15 protein-coding genes and 5 pseudogenes are annotated in these 19204 nt (G+C 57.9%); 10 read left to right on the top strand and 10 right to left on the bottom strand.

Features of this window, described 5'->3' with window-relative positions:
• Both GJ633_RS05440 and GJ633_RS05435 read left to right on the top strand, forming a co-directional pair.
• Positions 1-421, top strand: a pseudogene (locus tag GJ633_RS05440) (hypothetical protein); the annotation flags it as partial.
• A gap of 15 nt (positions 422-436) precedes the next feature.
• The gene (locus GJ633_RS05435; RefSeq protein ID WP_156587824.1) at positions 437-868 is read left to right on the top strand and encodes a universal stress protein; all 432 of its coding nucleotides are present in this window, start codon (positions 437-439) and stop codon (positions 866-868) included.
• Between the two features lie 15 nt (positions 869-883).
• On the opposite strand, the gene GJ633_RS18225 is transcribed toward GJ633_RS05435, so the two are convergent.
• The 3 genes and pseudogenes from GJ633_RS18225 to GJ633_RS05425 all read right to left on the bottom strand — a co-directional run bounded on the left by GJ633_RS18225 (position 884) and on the right by GJ633_RS05425 (position 2349).
• The gene (locus tag GJ633_RS18225) at positions 884-1369 is read right to left on the bottom strand and encodes a universal stress protein (protein ID WP_321168922.1); all 486 of its coding nucleotides are present in this window, start codon (positions 1367-1369) and stop codon (positions 884-886) included.
• Positions 1364-1762, bottom strand: a pseudogene (locus GJ633_RS18220) (universal stress protein); the annotation flags it as partial. The gene GJ633_RS18225 and the pseudogene GJ633_RS18220, both read right to left, overlap by 6 nt.
• A gap of 164 nt (positions 1763-1926) precedes the next feature.
• On the bottom strand, positions 1927-2349 hold the full coding sequence (locus GJ633_RS05425; RefSeq protein WP_197431247.1) for a universal stress protein: 423 nt from the start codon (positions 2347-2349) through the stop codon (positions 1927-1929).
• Between GJ633_RS05425 and GJ633_RS05420 the strand changes: the two genes are divergently transcribed.
• Together GJ633_RS05420 and GJ633_RS05415 are read left to right on the top strand one after the other, a co-directional pair.
• On the top strand, positions 2316-2738 hold the full coding sequence (locus GJ633_RS05420; protein WP_197431246.1) for a universal stress protein: 423 nt from the start codon (positions 2316-2318) through the stop codon (positions 2736-2738). The two genes, GJ633_RS05425 and GJ633_RS05420, sit on opposite strands and share 34 nt — an antisense overlap.
• Before the next feature lie 113 nt (positions 2739-2851).
• Positions 2852-5437 carry a calcium-translocating P-type ATPase, PMCA-type gene (locus GJ633_RS05415; protein WP_321168920.1) on the top strand — a complete coding sequence of 862 codons (2586 nt, stop codon included), beginning with the start codon at positions 2852-2854 and terminating at the stop codon, positions 5435-5437.
• On the opposite strand, the gene GJ633_RS05410 is transcribed toward GJ633_RS05415, so the two are convergent.
• The 4 genes and pseudogenes from GJ633_RS05410 to GJ633_RS05405 all read right to left on the bottom strand — a co-directional run bounded on the left by GJ633_RS05410 (position 5434) and on the right by GJ633_RS05405 (position 8166).
• Positions 5434-6138 (bottom strand): hypothetical protein, encoded by a 705-nt coding sequence (locus GJ633_RS05410; protein WP_156587818.1) that lies wholly within the window; start codon positions 6136-6138, stop codon positions 5434-5436. The genes GJ633_RS05415 and GJ633_RS05410 overlap by 4 nt on opposite strands.
• A 270-nt stretch (positions 6139-6408) precedes the next feature.
• Positions 6409-6777 (bottom strand): annotated as a pseudogene (locus GJ633_RS18215) (DUF6920 family protein).
• A complete protein-coding gene (locus GJ633_RS18460; protein WP_394351126.1) occupies positions 6680-7213 on the bottom strand; it encodes a DUF6544 family protein in 534 nt (177 codons plus the stop codon). The pseudogene GJ633_RS18215 and the gene GJ633_RS18460 overlap by 98 nt, the downstream one beginning before the upstream one ends.
• 95 nt (positions 7214-7308) lie before the next feature.
• The gene (locus GJ633_RS05405) at positions 7309-8166 is read right to left on the bottom strand and encodes a universal stress protein (protein ID WP_156587816.1); all 858 of its coding nucleotides are present in this window, start codon (positions 8164-8166) and stop codon (positions 7309-7311) included.
• An 810-nt stretch (positions 8167-8976) separates the two neighbouring features.
• On the opposite strand from GJ633_RS05405, the gene GJ633_RS05400 reads away from it, so the two are divergent.
• The 3 genes and pseudogenes from GJ633_RS05400 to GJ633_RS05395 all read left to right on the top strand — a co-directional run.
• The gene (locus GJ633_RS05400) at positions 8977-11223 is read left to right on the top strand and encodes an HAD-IC family P-type ATPase (RefSeq protein ID WP_197431244.1); all 2247 of its coding nucleotides are present in this window, start codon (positions 8977-8979) and stop codon (positions 11221-11223) included.
• Positions 11223-11645, top strand: a complete 423-nt coding sequence (locus tag GJ633_RS17025) for a cation transporting ATPase C-terminal domain-containing protein (protein ID WP_231741242.1) — start codon at positions 11223-11225, stop codon at positions 11643-11645. The genes GJ633_RS05400 and GJ633_RS17025 overlap by 1 nt, the downstream gene beginning before the upstream one ends.
• A gap of 177 nt (positions 11646-11822) precedes the next feature.
• A pseudogene (locus tag GJ633_RS05395) lies at positions 11823-12171 on the top strand (universal stress protein); the annotation flags it as partial.
• Here the strand turns inward: GJ633_RS05395 and GJ633_RS05385 are convergent.
• A pseudogene (locus GJ633_RS05385) lies at positions 12169-12839 on the bottom strand (acetate--CoA ligase family protein); the annotation flags it as partial. The pseudogenes GJ633_RS05395 and GJ633_RS05385 overlap by 3 nt on opposite strands.
• 392 nt (positions 12840-13231) lie before the next feature.
• Positions 13232-13633, bottom strand: a complete 402-nt coding sequence (locus GJ633_RS05375) for a hypothetical protein (RefSeq protein ID WP_156587808.1) — start codon at positions 13631-13633, stop codon at positions 13232-13234.
• A gap of 177 nt (positions 13634-13810) precedes the next feature.
• Between GJ633_RS05375 and GJ633_RS05370 the strand changes: the two genes are divergently transcribed.
• Positions 13811-15559 carry a PKD domain-containing protein gene (locus tag GJ633_RS05370; protein WP_156587806.1) on the top strand — a complete coding sequence of 583 codons (1749 nt, stop codon included), beginning with the start codon at positions 13811-13813 and terminating at the stop codon, positions 15557-15559.
• 1146 nt (positions 15560-16705) lie between these two features.
• Here the strand turns inward: GJ633_RS05370 and GJ633_RS05365 are convergent.
• A complete protein-coding gene (locus GJ633_RS05365) occupies positions 16706-17077 on the bottom strand; it encodes an SHOCT domain-containing protein (RefSeq protein WP_156587804.1) in 372 nt (123 codons plus the stop codon).
• A gap of 222 nt (positions 17078-17299) precedes the next feature.
• Here GJ633_RS05365 and GJ633_RS17645 point away from each other — a divergent pair, with 222 nt between their 5' ends.
• Both GJ633_RS17645 and GJ633_RS05355 read left to right on the top strand, forming a co-directional pair.
• A complete protein-coding gene (locus GJ633_RS17645; RefSeq protein WP_156587802.1) occupies positions 17300-17521 on the top strand; it encodes a hypothetical protein in 222 nt (73 codons plus the stop codon).
• A 193-nt stretch (positions 17522-17714) separates the two neighbouring features.
• Positions 17715-19204: heavy metal translocating P-type ATPase (locus GJ633_RS05355; RefSeq protein WP_156587800.1), on the top strand; the 1490-nt coding region annotated here is incomplete at its 3' end.

Below are 19204 nucleotides of genomic sequence, written 5' to 3'. Positions count from 1 at the left end.
GAACTCGTCGAACCGCTCGACGATGAAGCTCTCGAAGGGAAAGGTGACGTACCCGAACGCGAAAAGCGTGCTGCGAATCGAGGAAGACGGGCGGTACACCGAGGATATAATCGAGCTTCGAGACAAGGAACTCTCCGGAGAGGATCTGCTGAGAACTGTTATTGAGGACGGTGATCGGAGCGCTGCCTTACCTGATCTCGATACAACCCATGCCACTGCGAGAGAGCAACGTCAAAAGCTTCCTGAAGAATACCGGCGCATCGAACGTCCTGAAACCTACGTACAATTAGTAACAAACTCCAGACAAAAACGAGTGAACTGTGAGCATCACTTAAAGGAGAGATCAATAGCTAATTCACTAATACACGAGCTAATAATGCCTTCATTAGGGCCAACTCAGACGAGGAGTTTTCTGTTTTGAGATGAGTATGTCCGTATGGTACGACAACTCCTCGTTCCCGTAGACGGTTCGCAAAAGTCTCTGGAGGGACTGGAATACGCGGTAACGACATATTCTGACGACGAGATTACGGTTTTATCTGTTATGACGCCACATGACGCGCGGAACGATGGTGACCAACCCTTCTCTCAGACCGACTTCGAGAACTGGTACGACAAGGCACAGGAGGAAACCGACGACATACTGGCCGAAGCACGAGAACTGGCCTCGGATCACGGCGCGGAGATAACTACGGAAGTCGACGTAGGTGAACCATGGCGGGCTATCATTGAGTACGCCGAAGAAAATGACATCGATCACATCATTATGGGAAGTCACGGTCGAGATGACGACTCACCGCTTCCCCTGGGAAGTGTTGCCGAGACGGTCATGCGGCGTTCGCCTGTCCTCGTCTCCATCGTTCGATAGAGGATATTCGATCTTCTATTCGCCTGATTTGGGTTCACGAACCCACATCACAGGGATCGGTGACGTCCGAACAATTTTTGCGCTGATGTCGCCCATCATGTAGCGACTGAACTCTGTCTCTCCGTGCGTGCCCAGGATTGCGATGTCGATCTCGTTTTCTTGAATATAGGTGCGAATTTTCTTGGCCGGAGAACCGTACTCGATCTCACTTTCAATTGCGTTGAGTGACTCCGCCTCTGCCTTCTCAGTCGCCTCTGCCATGATCGAATTCGCTTTTTTGGTCAGTTCCCCCTCCTTCAGGACAGAACGAGAATCGGGGCCGAGGCTCCCCGCTTCGACGACGTGAAGCAAGTGGAGCGTTGCGCCGGTCGCTTTCGCTACGCCGATCCCTTCCTTCAGTGCGAGTTCCGCACCGCGACTTCCATCTGTCGGGACGAGGATATTCTGGCACGGGTAGGTGATCGGTCGATCGCGATCAGGATTGACTGTAATGACGGGCACTTCAGCGGTGTTGATAACGCGTTCGGTGACGCTTCCGATGAGGAACCGCTCCAGCCCGGAACGTCCATGGGTCGGCATCACGACCAGATCGATATCGAACTGCTAACTGTACTCGACAATAGATATAGACGGAGTTCCCTGACGGATCTCGGAAATAACAGCGACACCTCGGTCTGTCGCACGCTGTGCCGCCTCATTCACGATCTGTTCACCTTCACGCTCTAGGACGTCGATAAGCTCTCCCTGTATCCGGGTGAGGCTGTACTGACTGGTATCTGCGACATTGAGGATATGGATCGTGGCCTCGTGTTCGGACACGATCTGAAGCGCGTAGTCGAGGACCGATTCTGCCGGCTCGCTCTCGTCCGTTGGGTACAAGACCTGGTTGTACATGGCGTCAAAACTCGGGGACAGCGGAACTCACTTCCCCGTGGTAGTAATATCCAACATTCCCTCCTCTGATTGACGCCCTCATCGAGAGAGCTATTTTGTAGTTCCGAAGTGAACCGTAGAGTATGCTCTCTCACATTTTAGTGCCAGTCGATGGCTCGGCGGACTCACGACTTGCGCTCACCCACACTACCGCGCAGTTCCCCGAAGCGCACATCGTCCTTCGACCGGACGATCGTCACCGGAACCGGGACACGACGTACAACCGTTTCTGCGACGCTCCCCAACAAAAGCCGAGCAGTCCCGTCGCGCCCGCGAGAACCAATAACGACATCGATCCCGTGGGTTTCGACAAACCGCGGAACCACGTGAACTGGCCGCCCGTAGATGAGTTCCGTCGAGAACGTCCCAGCGTACCCGTCTCCTCGTTCCACCATCTCGTCTAACAGCTGCTGTCTTTCTTCGAAGACCTGTTTTGTTCGCCGTCCTTGGTGTCCCGCAGCCTTCGAATGGTCGGCAAACGGTTCGATTACGTGAAGAACAGTCTCCCGAACACGTGCTCGTTCCCTTCGATCGATCCTTCTGTTCACGCAATGCGCTTGAGTACGCCTTCGAGCAGTTCCCGGATGCAACGGTGACCGCGCTATTCGTGAAGTCTCCGTTATTCGAAGCGTACGAGACCATCGAATCAGAAGATGATCTCGACGACATAATTGCTGAAGACGAGGCGGTTGATGACGAGACTGATAACGTCTTTGGGATGGCACGGCGAATCGCTGATCAGAACGAACGGACTGTCGAAACCGCAACTGCGGAGGGTGATCCGTCGCGTGGGATTCTCGGCTGGCTTGACGAGAACGATGTCGATCATGTGGTGATCGGGTGTCACGGACGAGATGGCGTTGCCCGATGGGTACTCGGGAGCGTCGCAGAGACCGTCGTTCGCCGTGCACCCGTCCCCGTCACTGCGATAAAATAAGTGGTTCAGCTTCTGCTATCGCGTTGGGTATTACTGAGCTATAACAAACCGGAATCTGAAGAGAACAGTAACTACTAACAACTATCAATACCCCCGGGAGTGAGTGTCCACTCGTGGTTGACGATCCGCACAGCCAGTCAGTGGATTCAGTCCTGTCGGCTCATGAGACTACCGCTGATGGATTGGCTCATGAGGAGGCCCAGCAGCGGCTCGCGGAGCACGGCGAGAACGAAGTCGTCCAGGTGAGCGAGCGCACTCGACTATCTATCCTCGTCGCGCAGTTCGACAGCGTCCTCATTTGGGTGCTGGTGGCTGCGGCTTTCCTCTCGGTCTGGGCCGGCCACACCATCGATGCTTTCCTCATCATCGTCATCGTCATCGCCAACGGGATCTTCGGCTTCGTCCAAGACTACCGTGCCGAACAGAGTCTTGAGGCGCTCCGGGAATTGACTACGCCGACGGCGACCGTCCGGCGAGATGGGACGACGACAGAGATCGACACGACTGAACTCGTCCCCGGTGACGTTGTTGAACTGGAAAGCGGGGACGTCGTCCCTGCGGACGGGAGACTTCTCGAAGAGACCGATCTTGAGGTGGATGAGGCCGCTCTCACGGGCGAGAGTGTACCTGTTTCGAAGTCCTTGGAGTCGGTCGATCCCGATGCACCGCTCGCGGAGCACACCAGTATGGTGTACAAGGGAACGAACGTCACTCGTGGGAGGGGCGCTGCAGTCGTATCAGGGACCGGAATGGACACTGAGGTCGGCGGGATCGCCCGGGAACTGACCGCTACCGAGGAGACGCGAACACCCCTCCAACAGGAACTGGACCAGCTCGGCCGTCGGCTCGGCCTCGGCGTGTTCGTGCTGGCTGCGCTTGTCGTTCCACTGTTGTTGCTTCGCGATACGCCAATAATTCAGGCCGGTCTTACCGCGGTGTCGCTTGCGGTGGCCGCCGTTCCGGAGGGTCTACCGGCTGTCGTGACGCTGACGCTCGCTCTCGGGGTGCGAACGATGGCGGAGGAAAACGCTCTCGTCCGACGACTACCGGCCGTCGAGGCGCTGGGCGCTGTCGACGTCATCTGTACAGACAAGACGGGGACGCTCACCGAAGGCCGGATGACCGTCAGCAACGTGTGGGTGAACGACACCGTCGTCACTCTCGACGAGACCGAGGATGAGCTACGAGGTGGTGGGATGGAACTGCTGTTACAGGCTGGCGCGCTCTGCAACGATGCAACCCGAGACGAGGGCGATCCTACCGAACAGGCGTTAGTCAAGGCGGCTGAAGATCACGGATTCGACGTCGAGGCGTTACGCGAACAACAACCCCGTACCGACGAGATTCCGTTCTCCTCCGAGACAAAATGGATGGGGACAGTTCACGACGACGTGGGATACGTGAAAGGGGCGCCGGATGTCGTCCTCTCGAAATCCTCGCGTGTGCTGACGGCGGACGGAACAGTTGATCTCACGCCGGACGCAACCGAGCGAATCCGCGAGCAGGTCCGGACATTCGCCGACGACGCGCTTCGCGTTCTAGCTATCGCATACGCTGAAGATTCGGCCGATATCGAGAGCGACCTCGTGTTCGTCGGACTAGTCGGTATGATCGATCCGCCACGGGAGGAAGTCGCTGACGCTCTCGCGTCGACCAAACGTTCTGGTATTGACGTGAAGATGGTGACCGGTGACAACGTTCGAACTGCCGCCGCTATCGCATCGTCGCTCGGGATGGGCCGGGAGGTGATAGAGGGCCGTGAGATCGAAGCGATGGATGACGACACGCTCCGTGGGCGCGTCGAGACGGTCGACGTGTTCGCCCGCATGTCTCCCGAACACAAGGTACGTATTTTGCGGGCGCTCCAGGCGAACGGGCATGTTGTCGCGATGACCGGTGACGGTGTCAACGACGCCCCGGCGTTGAAGAACGCCGACATCGGCGTCGCGATGGGAGTGCGCGGCACTGACGTGGCCAAACACGCGAGCGACGTGGTTCTGCTGGACGACAACTACACGACTATCGAGCGCGCGGTCGAGCGGGGGCGGGCCATCTTCGACAACGTCTGGAAGTTCGTCGCCTATCTGCTCAGTGCGAACATCGCCGAGGTCGCAATCGTGTTTCTCGCGTCGCTATTCGGCTACCTCGTATTACCAGCCGTCCAGTTGTTATGGATCAATCTGCTCACCGACGGATTACCGGCGTTGGCACTGGGTGCGGATCCGCAGAGCGGCGACGTGATGGAACGACCGCCGCGTGACCCAGACCAGGGTATCGTCGACCGCCGAATGCTCGGGCTCGTCGGGGGAGCCGGTACAGTATCGACGGTGGTTATGCTCGGATTGATGTTCTACACTCTCGGTGGAGCGGCCGCCATCACGCCGTACGCGATGACGATGGTATTCACGGGATTTGTCGCCCTTGAGTTCGAGAAGCTGTACGTCATCCGCTGGCTCCGAGAAACGCCGACGTTCTCGAACCCGTGGCTCGCACTCGCGGTCGGCGTTTCGTTGCTGCTTCAGCTGGCTATCCTGTATACTCCGCTCAATCAGTACTTTGGAACGGTACCGCTGGGACTCGCCGACTGGATACTTATTGGAACTGTACTTGCCGTTGCGCTTCCCGGGTACTTCGTCGTCGTCACCGTGATTAGAGAATATCTTCCTCTTGCCTCGACAAGCGGTGAATCACCTGATTAGAACCTCATCGAATTCCCGAGTCCAATCAAGAGAGCCATCAAAACAGAGCCCCCGAAGACTATCCAACCACTTCCAACCAACACAGCTCCAGTCACACCTGGGGACTGTTCCATGAGAGGGACGAATATACGTAGGTCAGCACCGATTACCAGGAGTGCTCCCACGACATCGAAACCGAGGTCAACGACGGTGTCTCGCCAGCCGTAATGGATCAGCACCGGCTCGATGTCAAACCGCTCGCCGACTTCGCGTGCAACCAGCTCGATCAGTTCCCAGAAGACCCCGATTGCGAAGGTAAACACGACAGCCACGGTCATGACTATTCCAGATGCGTCACCGATTCCAGCAATATCCGGAAGTGTGACGATAACGCCAGCATAGAGCAGTGCTGCGACGAGTGCAGCGGAAACGGTGTGGGTGAGGTGATCCCACCACCATGTTGATTCGTATAGGCCTAGCATGCCGAGCGAGTGGAGGAACCCAGCGGCTGCAAGCCAGAGTGGGAGTACTGGACCAAATACGACACTTCGAGTGAGAAGCACCGGGAGAACGATTTCGACGAAGACCGGAAGCAGAGCCAGAACAAACGCTCCCACTGCGTTAATGGCTGCGGCGATGTTCCGGCGTCGAACTGCAACGATACAGAGAGTGAGAATGGCACTCTGGAGCAAGAAGACAGCAAGCGCTGTGACAGTAGCCATCAGTGCTTCACATTTGAGCTTGATCTGGAGTAGTCAAGATCCTTTGGTAGTTGAGTAATGTTGCACAGAATGTCTTCCATCGGTCACCCATACCTGTAGTAGTCGTTCGGTAGATGGATTCGTTGCTGACTACCTGACCTATGTCTCTTTTCCACCTTATCCTCGCTTACCCAGTTACTCAAATGACACGAATACTGCGTTTTTTTTCGACGACGACCGGCTGGGGTGGCCAGCTGTACTCAGTATCATTTTTTGAACGGCCTGTGACCCTCAACCAGTTCGATAGTTGATCTCGGTTATTGTTCCGCGCCAGTATGGGACCTCACCGTCAGCTGTCTTCCAAGTCACCTCGGCCCAAGTTGGAATCTGCATCCCATCGCGCTTTTCGTACGCCCGGTAGTGTCCTGTCTAGGGAGCGGAAGCGTCGATATCCTGGCGGTATCGGTCCGCTGTGAGTTGAGTAAGATAACCCTCCTCGTCGAAGTGGAACACCGCCGTCGCGGTCACGTCACCATCATTGAGAGTCGCGCGGGCAGAACGCTCATCGATACTCTCCCAAGTGAGGCCAGCCGCTGACAGCAGAGCCGTCGGGAACCACGGGGTCTCCGAGAGGTACCGCTGGAGTTCCGCTTCGTTCATTCGCGGGTTCGGGCCCGCACTCGCGCCCGGAGATGCGGCCAAAGTGATTGGCCCGAAGTAGACCCGTGTCTGCCACGTATACGTCGAAGACCCGCGCAGAGGTAAACGGAAGAAGGGTGATCTTGGCGTCCCACACGTTCCCAGGTGGTGAGATGCTGTAGACCTGACTCGCAGTGAACGGGCGCCAGGGAGCATCTGCGTCACCAAGGCGGAAGTCACCTTCCTGAGCGAGTCTGACCATCTTGACGTGGGGTTGGCCCGGTCGGTGGACTGTCTCGAAGTACCGCCGACCGGGTGCCGGCAGGTCGGCTATGTCGTCAGGATCGTATGGCTCGGATGCAACCGGCTTCCCCTCGGTTTGTACCTGAGACGTATCGGCACTGATTCGAGCCGACACACGACGACGGCGAACCGCGAAAGCAATGGCGGCGGCCATGCTGGCACCGGCTGACAGAGAGCCACAGATGTCGAGTCCGCAACGCCCTTCTCATAGCGTGAGGTTGTCGGTCGGGGCCTAAGCGCACCCGTGTATCACGAGGCGTCTTCGTCTTTCGAGGCTTTACGCGTCAAAATGACCGAACTAGCAGCTGCCCGCCCAACGCCTTCGGCGACCGACCCAACGAGCTTTCGCTTGAGGAATGGGTCGCGTGTCGCGCCGAGGATAGTGAGATCATGATTCGCTGTTTCATCTGTGATCGCACCCGCAACATGGTCACTCCGGAGTGTTGTTGACTCGGCGGTGACATCCATGTCGCTGAGAGAAGAATTATAATTCTGGAGAAATGCTGAGGCACCCTCTTGCGTCGAGTCATCTGCATCGGGGTGGGTAACGTGAAGAAGATGGACGGGTGCGTCGTGCTGTGCTGCGATTGTACCGGCGAGTTCGACGGCCAGTTCACAGTGTGGGCCATCTGCGACTGGAACTAAGATGGAGTCAATATCTCCCGATGGTGTGCGGATACGTTTGACGAAGACGTCACATGGTGCTTCACCGAGAATTCGGTCGAGGAAGCTCCCCAGTATGATGTCGCGCCGTCGAGGACGTCCGCGCCATCCTACGAGCAGGGCGTCAGCCTCGTGTACATCGACTGCCCCAACGATTCCCGTTGCAGTGTCTCGCGTATACCGCATCCGTGATTCGACTGGGACATCAGCATCTGCGGCTTGTTTGACCACATCATCGAGGAGTTGTACCTCTTCACCATCGTCGTCGATAAGACTATCACCCGAAGAGAGGGGGATCTGGGGCGGAACCTCGACGACGTGTAACACGACGATATGCATCGACTGACCACGTGCGATATCGATAGCGGTGTCAAGTAATCGTTCTGCGGTTTCTGGGTTCCCTACGGGCACCAGGAGCGTCTCATTCTGTTGGGTGGTGTCCATCGTTAGTCTCTAGCATGGACGACGCATTAATCCCCCCATCTCTGGTCTGGTTGTGCGTCAATCTACCAGTGGAGGGTCTTCGTTCTGTCCTCCACGTAACGATGACAGTTCTGGACACGGAAAATGACCTGTCCGTGGACTGTGTAGAGGTGGGAGAGAACCACAGGATTATCCCCTCCGATCACCTAATAAAAAGGATGGCAGATAAGAAAAAACGACCGAGAACAGCAAGCCTCTAGCGAAAAACAACGCCAGCGAGAGCGAGAGATTACCGAAGCGCGTGTCCGTGCCGAAGAAGTTGAACCACCTAATGATACAGAAGATGTGACCGATGAGACTCGACCCGAAGATAGCGGCGGCCCTGACTCGTCTCGCCGGTGCCACCGTCGCGGTTGCGACAAGCCAGCGACGTTTGAAGTTCTCGAACGGTATCAGGAAGAGACAGGTCACGGCGCAGTCGAATCAGCGGCCGTCTTATGTCAAGAGCACACTGACGAGGAGAGCCCGACGAACCTGGATCTCGCCTACAAAGACTACGTGTTTCGGGTCACGCCGCTCCCGTCAATGAGTGAGACTGACACAGCATAACCAACCAGAAGTGGCGGAGCGTCTGTATCCAAGGCTATCAGTATTCCTCATAGCGGAGATCGGTCAAATCCTGTATCGCGTTCTAATCGGCGGCACGAACCCACCTGCACCCAAGTTACACAATGATTCAAGCCCGAAGTAGTTCCGTGACAGGAAATCAGAGGATCTCACTGAGTAATGGTGCAAGATAGGAGCGAGAGTCTGTCACCGTGGTCACGGTCGGTGAGAGACGTTCTTGAACAACGCGGGGTATCCAAAGGCGAGGGACTGACGGAAGAGGAAGTCGAGCGTAGACGAGAACGGTTCGGTCCCAACGAGCTGCACGAAGTCGAACAGCGACGTTGGCTAGCGGTTCTGATAAGCCAATTTACGAGTGTCATCGTCCTTCTGCTCGCAGTCGCGGCCGTGGCGGCGTTCGTGATGGGGGACGTTATCGAAGGAACCGCGGTTCTCGCTGTTCTGGCGATAAATGGCGCTATCGGCTTTGTCACCGAGATGCGAGCCATCCGTTCGATGGAAAGCCTGCAAGAGATGACGCAAATCGAAACCAGGGTCCGTCGAGCCGGTGCCGATCAGGAGATCCCGGCGGAAGATCTAGTTCCGGGTGATATCGTCATTCTCGATGCTGGTGACATCGTCCCGGCCGACCTACGGGTGGTAGATCCGTCTAGACTCCAAGTTGATGAGTCGGCTCTCACTGGCGAATCAGTCCCCGTCGGCAAGACGAGCGACCCCCTCGATGAGAACGCGCCCCTTGCCGAACGGAAGAACATGCTCTACAAGGGAACGTACCTGACCCGCGGGACCGCAGAAGCAGTCGTTGTCGCTACGGGACCGGACACGGAACTGGGGCAGATATCGGCATCGCTCCAAGAGACAGGTGAAAAGAAGACGCCACTCCAGGAGAAGCTTGACGAGCTGGGACAGAAGCTCGTTCCATTACTCCTCGTGGTGGCGGCTATCGTCCTCGTCTCCGGCTGGCTCAGGGGGCAAGATCTCTTCCTGATGGTCGAAACGGCTATCGCGCTGGCGGTGGCGACTGTGCCGGAAGGGCTCCCTATTGTCGCCACGCTCGTGTTGGCGAGGGGGATGTGGCGGATGGCCGACCGCAACGCACTCATCAGCAACCTCGCCTCCGTCGAGACGCTCGGCTCCACAACCATCATCTGCACTGATAAAACGGGAACGTTGACGGAGAACAAGATGACTGTGGCCGCTTACGATCTGGCGAATGGCTCGGTGGAGGTCACGGGAACTGGACTCGACACCGAGGGGACGTTTCAGCACGGCGGCCAAGAGCGAGATGAGCCACAGGACCCCGCCATGCAGGAGGCGCTCGAAGTGGGTGTCCTCTGTAACAACGCCTCCGTGACCGAGGAAGACGGCGAGGTGAACGTGACGGGGGATCCCATGGAAGTTGCCCTCCTGATCGCCGGGGTGAAGGGAGGGCTCGACCGGGACGATCTCCTCGAATCGCTGCCTGAAGCCCGGGAGGTGTCGTTCGACCCGGCCGTCAAGATGATGGCGACGTACCACGATTCCGACGGCCGGTATACGGTAGCCGTTAAAGGGGCTCCGGAGGCGGTCATCGACGCGTCATCCCAGGTGGTGACGGGAGAAGACTCCCGGGAGTTGTCGGCGACCGAGAAGGACGAGTGGATCGAAAAGAGCGAACGAATGGCCGAGGATGGGTTGCGCGTTCTCGGACTCGCCCGGAAAGACGTGGATCGTACAGAGGGCTCGCCGTACGAGGATCTGTCCCTGCTCGGGCTCGTTGGGTTGATCGATCCGCCGCGCGAAGAAGTCAGATCGACTATCCAGCGGTGTCAGGACGCAGGGATACGTGTCGTCATGGTAACCGGCGATCACGCAGGAACGGCCAGAAATATCGCCCGGAGCGTCGGACTGGTAGACCCGAACCACACTGCGGTTATTGAGGGCCGTGAACTCGACGACGTCGAAAATCTCACCCAGGAGGAACGGGACCGGTTCGTGAACGCATCTGTTTTCGCGCGAGTCAATCCCGCTAATAAGCTCGATTTGATCGACGTTCACCAGGCAGCAGGCTCTATCGTTGCAATGACGGGCGACGGCGTCAACGACGCGCCGGCGCTCAAGCGGGCCGACATCGGCGTGGCAATGGGCCAGCGAGGGACGCAAGTTGCCCAGGAAGCGTCGGACATGATTCTGCAGGACGATAACTTCGAGAGCATCTATCACGCCGTCAAAGAAGGACGGATCATTTTCAGTAACATCCGGAAGTTCGTGCTGTATCTCATGTCGTGTAACGTCAGCGAACTGCTCGTCATTCTGTTCGCCGCGCTCCTCGGCTTCCCACTCCCGTTGCTCCCCCTGCAAATTCTCTTCCTCAACGTCGTGACCGATATCTTTCCGGCATTCGCGCTCGGTGCCTGCGGCGGTAGCGAGATATTATGGACCGCCCACCTCGGGATCCCGAGGAATCGATAATGACGCGAACCAACTGGACCGAACTGGGGCTGTTCGGAGTCCTGATTTCAGCCGCGGTCATCGGTGCATTCGTAATCGGCGGTGAGATGTACGCCGGCGGTATGGACACCGATGAAGCCGTCACAATCTCGTTCCTCACGCTAGCCTTCGCCCAGCTCTGGCACGTGTTTAACGTCCGGGATATCACGTCCGGTCTCCTCAGAAATGAAGTCACGGAAAACCGGTACGTGTGGGGGGCGCTGGGCCTGTCATCAGTGATCCTCTTCGGCGCAGTCTACTTGCCCGGCATCTCCCTGGCGCTGAGCACAGCCCCGATCGGGGTCGAGGGGTGGCTGCTCGTGTTCGGGATGAGTCTCATGCCCCTCTTGCTCGGACAGCTAGAACGTGAATTCCGACGACGATTTAGGACATCTGGCCCGTGACGATACTCGAAACCAGAATTCTCGATGGACCACAACGACTGCTGTGACTCTCTAGAGGCACAACCGTCCTATCGTGAATCATCGTCGGAAGCCACTTATCAGCTTCTAGAATAGAGTACCGAAGCCGAGGGGTGACACACCATTAGGGGACATCCGTTGTAGTCGCTCGAAGTGAGTATGTACAACGACATTCTGCTTCCGTTCGATGGAAGTGATGGAGCTGCGGGAGCACTACATCACGCTGCCAAAATCGCCCACTGGGCCGACGCCACGATCGCACGTTCTCTTTGTAGCAGATACGACACGCGATAGTGTCACTGTCGTCGAAACCCAGGTCGTTGATATCCTTGTCCAGCACGGCGAGGACCTCGTTGAGGACGCAGCGAAGACACTGCGCACGCTCGGGGTGGACTATGATTCCGATGTCGTCCAGGGGAATCCAGCGCCGACAATCGTTGAGTACGCCGAGCGATACGATCACGACCTGATCGTGATGCCGACTCACGGTTGGGACGGAGTTTCACGGATTGATGTCGAGCTCACGAATCGCCAGAAAATCGGTGACCAGCTGTGAAACCCGCTGGAGGATTTCCACGACTGCATCGATGTCAGCGGGAGTTCGTCCGCGCGCGCCTCGGAGCATCGGGGCCGCCTAGATGTCTGCCGTCATGGCACGCGACTCGCGCTCGCTGACGGGAACGACACGGAACGAGGTGTCCTCGAATATCTGGACGCAAATCCCGCCCAACCCAAACATCAGGAGATGCCCGAATTGGGGGTCCCGATTTACGCCGACAATCGTCTCCGTCTCCTCCTCGAGGTCAACCAACTCTTCGACCTGCACACCGAGGATTGACGCATCAGGATCGTGCTCTGCAGCCCTATCGAGGAACGCTTGATAGGTGTCACGGACGTCCTCTACGGGGACTCCGACTTCAACTCCGCCGATGTCAGATTTGTGGAGAATATCTGGACTGGCGATCTTCATGACAACAGGGCCACCGAGATCTCGGGCAATCGCTTCGGCCTCTGTAGCACTCTCGGCAAGTCCGCCCACTGGAGTGGAGATACCGTAGGCATCGAGGAGATCCATAGCCTCGACGTTGAGGTGATCCACCCCGGTTCGACCGCCTCTGACAGCACTTCCTGCGCCCGATCTTCCTCGACCTCGAACGCTGTCGGCTGCTCGTACTCGCGTTCCGTGACATTTCGATAGTCAGCGAATGCTTGGAGGCTTGGAACCGCTCTGGCCGGATCGAAGTAGTTGAGGATGCCGTACGCTTTGAGTCTGTCCGCTGCACGGTCCGTTTCCTCACCGCCCATAAGACAGGTCACAACTGGCTTCTCGTGTTTCTGCTGGAGGTCGCCGATGATGTCAACTAGGTCTTCGAACTCGAACAACGCTGTCGGAACCGAGAGGACCACGGCGCCGCCATCCTCGTCAGCACGGAGAACGATGTTGAGGCTCTGTCTGAATCGGTCCATTTCGGCGTCACCAATAATATCGAGCGGGTTCGTGGTATCGGCTTCGTCCGGCAGGATCTCTGCGAGTTGTGCCTGCAATTCGTCGCCGAATTCGGCGACGTTCAGTCGTGAGTCCCCGATGTGTAGGTCGTCAGAACGTCCGGACCGTCACCGTTCGTAACGACAGCAACGTCGTCGCGTTCGAGGAGTGGTTCGTCAGCGAGGACGCGACCGAAGTCGAGTATCCCCTCAATGTCCATAGCTCTGAGAGCCCCTGCCTGATCGAACCCGGCCTGGTAGGCTTCGTCACTACCGGCAATCGACCCCGTGTGTGACGCCGCCGCCTCAGCTCCAGCCTCGGTGCGGCCGGACTTGATAACCACGATTGGCGTGTCGGTCGTCATCCCGCGGACTGTCTCGATGAATCGCTGTCCGTCGTCGATGTCTTCGAGGTAAGCACGGATGATGTCGGTGTCGGGATCCTCCCCTCCACTCGGTGATAAAGTCGTTCTCGTCGAGGACAGCCCCTTACCGAGCGAGACGATATTCTTGAGTCAGTTCTCGCTACTCGAACACCAGTAACCTGAAAATAACTGAGTCCTTAATTATAAGCCAAATATAACTATGTAGATTGGCTTATGAATTGGCCTTGTGATGTTTGGCAATTCTACTCAGTTCAACGAAGTAATAGGTGTGCTGAAATGCTGACGTCGATCGACACGAAAAGTACGATCGTAGTCGCGGTAGCGGCGATAATTGTGACCGTCAGTATCGGTGGGGCAGCAGCCGGCATCGGCCCCGTCGGAGGAGTGCACATTCCTGCCGTAGCACAACAGCAACCGGAGACTACAGAGCCAACGCCCGCACCCGAAACAGCAGTGAGATTACAGGCGAATAGTGCGGCGATCTCCCAAAGTGAGACGGCGACTTTCGACGTGGTTGTCGAGAGCACCGACGGCGGGGTCGGCGTCTACAATTTCACCGTCAATCTGGACGAATGGAGTGCTGCCTCGATAACAGACGTCAGTCTCCAAGGCAACCCTCCGACGGAGACGACTAATGTCTCCATCGCCGAAGATGGATCTTCAGCCAACGTGACGGTAGCACGGGCGGATACCGAAGACATTGGGAGTGTTATCATCGCGTCGGTAACCGTCAGTCCCGAGGACTTCGGTGTCATCCAACTAGGGCTGACTGTCCATGCGCTCGGCACTGAAGCCGGTGAATCCTACGTCGTCACCGAGACGACAGGCGCCAGTGTCGAAGTCATCGAAGTGGATCCCGAACCCGCAGTGTTCGCAGTGTCGAACCTGAACGCACCTGCGAGTGCGACGCAGGGCGAGGCCATCGATGTCTCCGCCGAGATCTCCAACGAAGCAGACGAAGACGGGGCGACCAAGCAGGTCCAATTCCGTCTGGACCTCGATGGTGACGGCAGCCTCGAGGCTGACGAAACGCTCGCGTCACAGGAGCTGATGCTCAACGGCAGCCAGACCAAAACGGTCACGTTCAGCGGGGTCGAGACGAGCAACATCAAGCCCGGCGCATATACTCACGGCGTCGTCACCGAGGACGATGCTGCAACCGCGACGATCACCATCGAGGCCGTCAAGGACAACGCGGAGCCAATCGCTGACGCGGGCCCGGACCAGATTGTCGACGAAGGAGACACGGTGACGCTGGACGGAACTAGTTCCAGCGACTCGGACGGCGACAGCCTCTCGTACTCCTGGGACACCCCTGATCTCGGCGTGGGGGCCGTAATCGACCTCTCGAATGCCTCCTCGCCGACTCCATCTTTCACCGCGCCAGAGGTCGATATGGATCAGACGGTGACGTTGGAGCTTACGGTTGACGACGGCAACGGCGGCACTGATATCGACATAGTCAGAGTCCACATCGAGGACATCGCGGAAGAGCCGACTGACGGACCGAAGTTCACTCGCGACGAGATCGCACAGGCGAAGTACGGATACGACTTCGCCGAACTCAGCACCGAGACGGCAGGACAGGTACAGGCAGTCTACAACCGCCAGCCGTTTCCCGACGGAACGCAACTCGAAGACCTCAGGACGCGTGAGGAGATCGCCACCGATGGGTACGGTCACACCTTCGGTGACCTGAGTCGGGAGACGACCATCGCCGTCCAGAACACCTACGACGCACAGTTCGGGGTGCTCCCATTCAATCAAACCTACAGTCGCGACGAGATCGCACAGGCGAAGTACGGATACGACTTCGCCGAACTCAGCACCGAGACGGCAGGACAGGTACAGGCAGTCTACAACCGCCAGCCGTTTCCCGACGGAACGCAACTCGAAGACCTCAGGACGCGTGAGGAGATCGCCACCGATGGGTACGGTCACACCTTCGGTGACCTGAGTCGGGAGACGACCATCACCGTCCAGAACGCTTACGACGCACAGTTCGACGGTACCGAGAGCGAATAGGTGTCGTCGATGCGCGCCGGAACGGGCGAGGTCGCGCGCGAGGCGGTCGCCACGGCTATCGAGGAGTGGCAAGCGACCGAGACGGCGGATCCCTCGTCCTAGAGGTCACGAAGGACGGACGCGAACGCGCTCGGCCTGACAGCAGCTCGGAACCGCTGTTTGATGGCCGAGAACGCTGTCTCGGCCATCCAGCGTTCCCCGTAGTGCTCGCTGTCCGACCGTGCGTAATAAGCGAACAACCGATGGCGAATTAGTGGCCGGACGCCCTCTGACCGGAGGGCGTCCCGGAGAGATTGGTCGTCATAGCCTTATGATCCGCTATCTTCTCTAGTTTCTCCGTGTTCTGCAGGGCGACTCAACGGCCAGTTTGGGTGTCGTGCGGCCAGTGTGCCGAGCAGTGAAGATCGAGGACGGCACACGAGTTTGTATCGACGAGGGCCGTCGTTTTGAGCGTACCTATGTGGCGATCCGAGCGGTGTTGGTAGTGTCTCGATGCCGTTTCGCGGTCGAAGAACGTGGCATCGATGACCCCGTGCGAGCCCGGATCGCAGATTTTCGCGGACTCACGAAGGAAGCCTCGCCACACGGACATGGGCACTTCTCAAACGACCGGTACAGCGTTGGGGGCGCGGGAAATGTCGTTCGAGCGAGCTGTAACAGACCACGAACGCGATCCATCTCACTCGTCCAATCGACGATCTTGCGGTACGTCGCATCCATATGAACCCGCAAAAAGTGGAGTGTGACCTGCTTCCAGCCGGGAAATCCGTGGCCAGTCGGATCACTCACCGCCGTTGGACTGGCGGCACAGCGCTTTTGAGCCAGCGACACGGCTTGCTTAACGAAGCGGAAGAGGAGTTTGGTCAAATTCGGCTCTTCCGCTTCGCTACAGCCTTTACAGCGACGCTATCCCGTCGCCTTCTGCGGATTCAACAGAGCAGAGTAGTCAGAAGAATACTGATAAACAGGGTCGGACCGATGAACAGACCGACTCGTTGATGAGAAATCGACCGGAGAAAATTATTCGGAAACGTCATTCACTACAGCCTCCTGCTCAGCTACATTTGCGGTGGATAAGTTTCTATGGTGTCACGAATCGATCCCGAGCAAACACCCCCTGGTTTCCTGTCCAGAGTTAGACTACTATCAGATATCTCGTTCGAGTGCCTCTTTCCGCTGTTCGTACTCGTCATCCGTGAGATCACCACGGACGTAGGCGAGCCGGAGTTCCTCGAGGGCTTGATCAGTCCCGCTATTGGAGGTGGCCACTGCACGATAGATGAGGTACCCTGCGCCGACGATGGCAGCGATGAACAGCAGCTGCATCAGTAGTCCGACGAGGACCATCCATCCGGGGACTGTTCCGTCACCCCACATATGACCGCCCCACATTCCACCCATCATCGGGCTGACTCCCATCATCCTAAATCCCATGAAGAGGACGGGGAGAATGAGCAGGGCACCGAGGACGACGAGGACGATCGTGACGAGTTGGTTATCGGTTGAAGTAGTTGGCATAATTATCCCCTGAGAGTGTTCTCGGTTGAATATAGGGTCTCCTACTTGATGGTCGTTTCTCTTTATAAACCAAGGCTCAGAGGTGCTGATACTTTTGAGATATTGGATCCATTCTACGCATTCCCACCGAAGAGGAGAGTCAAAGCGACCGGTCGAAGTCGCTGATACGTCAACCGGGTTCTCTACGAAACTCTTTCAGTAGCTCTCCGCCCTAGTAGGGGTATGTCTACAACCGTCGTAACACCTGATGTGGACGAGACGTGTATGTACTGTGGGTCGCGTATTTTCGATCACGATCCTATCTGTGTTCGCGACTGTGACGACGGCTGTGGCTCGCCCGAGTATTTCTGCAACTATGCCTGTCTCTCGACGTATACCGACGAGAACGATCTGACAACGGGGAATACGTGTGCGTGGTCACCCGACGACGGTGATTGCTGTTAATCAGGCTTCTTGCCGTGGTCTCGGTCGGCGAAGGGATATTTTACACCCCGCCGAGTAGGTAGAGAGTAACCTGATGTGAGGTCTCACGATGGACTCTGATACCCCTCCAAACCACTCGTCTGCCACGCACGAACACCACGACCATAGTACCGATTCTGGTGAACACGACCATCACCAAGGGGACCACGGTGGGATGCACGAAGGCCATGAACAGATGTTTCGACGTCGTTTCTTCGTCTCCACGCTCCTCTCGATTCCTGTCCTGCTCTACAGCCCGACATTCCAGGAATGGCTGGGCTTCACCGTCCCGACGTTTCCCGGCAGCGAGTGGATTAACCCCGTCTTCGCGGTGATCGTCTTCGCGTACGGTGGGATTCCGTTCCTCCAGATGGCGGTGCCGGAGCTGAAAGACCAGTCGCCGGGGATGATGACCCTGATCTCGATGGCGATCAGCGTCGCGTTCGTCTACAGTCTCGCGACCGTGGTCTTCCCGACGCAGTCGGCGTTCTTCTGGGAGCTCGTCACGCTGATCGATATCATGCTGCTCGGGCACTGGATCGAAATGCGGTCGGTGCGACGCGCCTCGAGCGCCGTCGACGAACTGGCGAAGCTGATGCCGGATACTGCCGAGCGTATTACTGACAATGGAGAGACTGAGGAAGTCCCGGTCAGTGAACTCTCCGAGGGCGACCTCGTCCTCGTCCGACCGGGCGCGAGTGTCCCTGCTGACGGCGTCGTTGAGGAAGGTGATTCGGACGTCAATGAGTCGATGATCACGGGTGAGTCCAAGCCCGTCTCGAAGGAGCCTGGCGACGAGGTCATCGGCGGCACCATCAACGGCGACGGTAGTCTCCGCGTCCGTGTTGGTGCGACGGGCGAGGAGACGACGCTCGCGGGCATTATGCGGCTCGTCGAGGAAGCCCAGCAGAGCAAGTCGAAGACCCAGGTGCTGGCCGACAGAGCGGCCGGCTGGCTGTTCTACGTGGCCCTCGGGGCGGCAGTCGTGACCGCAATTGCGTGGACGGTCGCGGTCTCGTTTGACGCGACCGTCATCGAGCGGGTCGTCACGGTGCTCGTCATCGCCTGCCCACACGCCCTTGGACTCGCCATCCCCCTCGTCGTCGCGATCAACACCTCCCTGGCGGCGCGCAACGGGATGCTCGTCCGGGACCGCATCGCGATGGAGGACGCACGGAATCTGGACGCGATCATCTTCGACAAGACGGGGACGCTCACCGAAGGCGAGCACGGCGTCGTCGATATGGCGACCGCCGAGGGCGTCGACGAGGACGACGCGCTCGCGCTCGCGGCGGCCGTCGAGAGCGACTCCGAACACATGATCGCGCGAGCCATCCGCGAGGCAGCTGACGAGCGTGATCTCAATGCCCCTGATGCGTCCAACTTCGAGGCAATCAAAGGGCGAGGGGTCCGGGCGAACGTTGACGGCAACGAGGTGTACGTCGGCGGTCCGAATCTGCTCTCACAGCTCGATAGCGAGGTTCCTGGCCACCTCCAGCGGTTCGCTGACGATGCGGGAGAGAACGCACAGACGGTGGTGTATCTCGTTCGTGACGGAGAGTTGACCGCCGCGTTCGCGATGGCAGACGTGATCCGCGAGGAGAGTTTCCGCGTCGTCGACGCCCTCCACGATCTGGGGATCGAGGTGGCGATGCTGACTGGCGA

The organism is Halorubrum sp. CBA1125, from assembly GCF_009742825.1.
Taxonomy (GTDB): Archaea; Halobacteriota; Halobacteria; order Halobacteriales; family Haloferacaceae; genus Halorubrum.
Note: the sequence above shows the minus strand (reverse complement) of the source record. Positions and strands in the feature narration are given on the sequence as shown.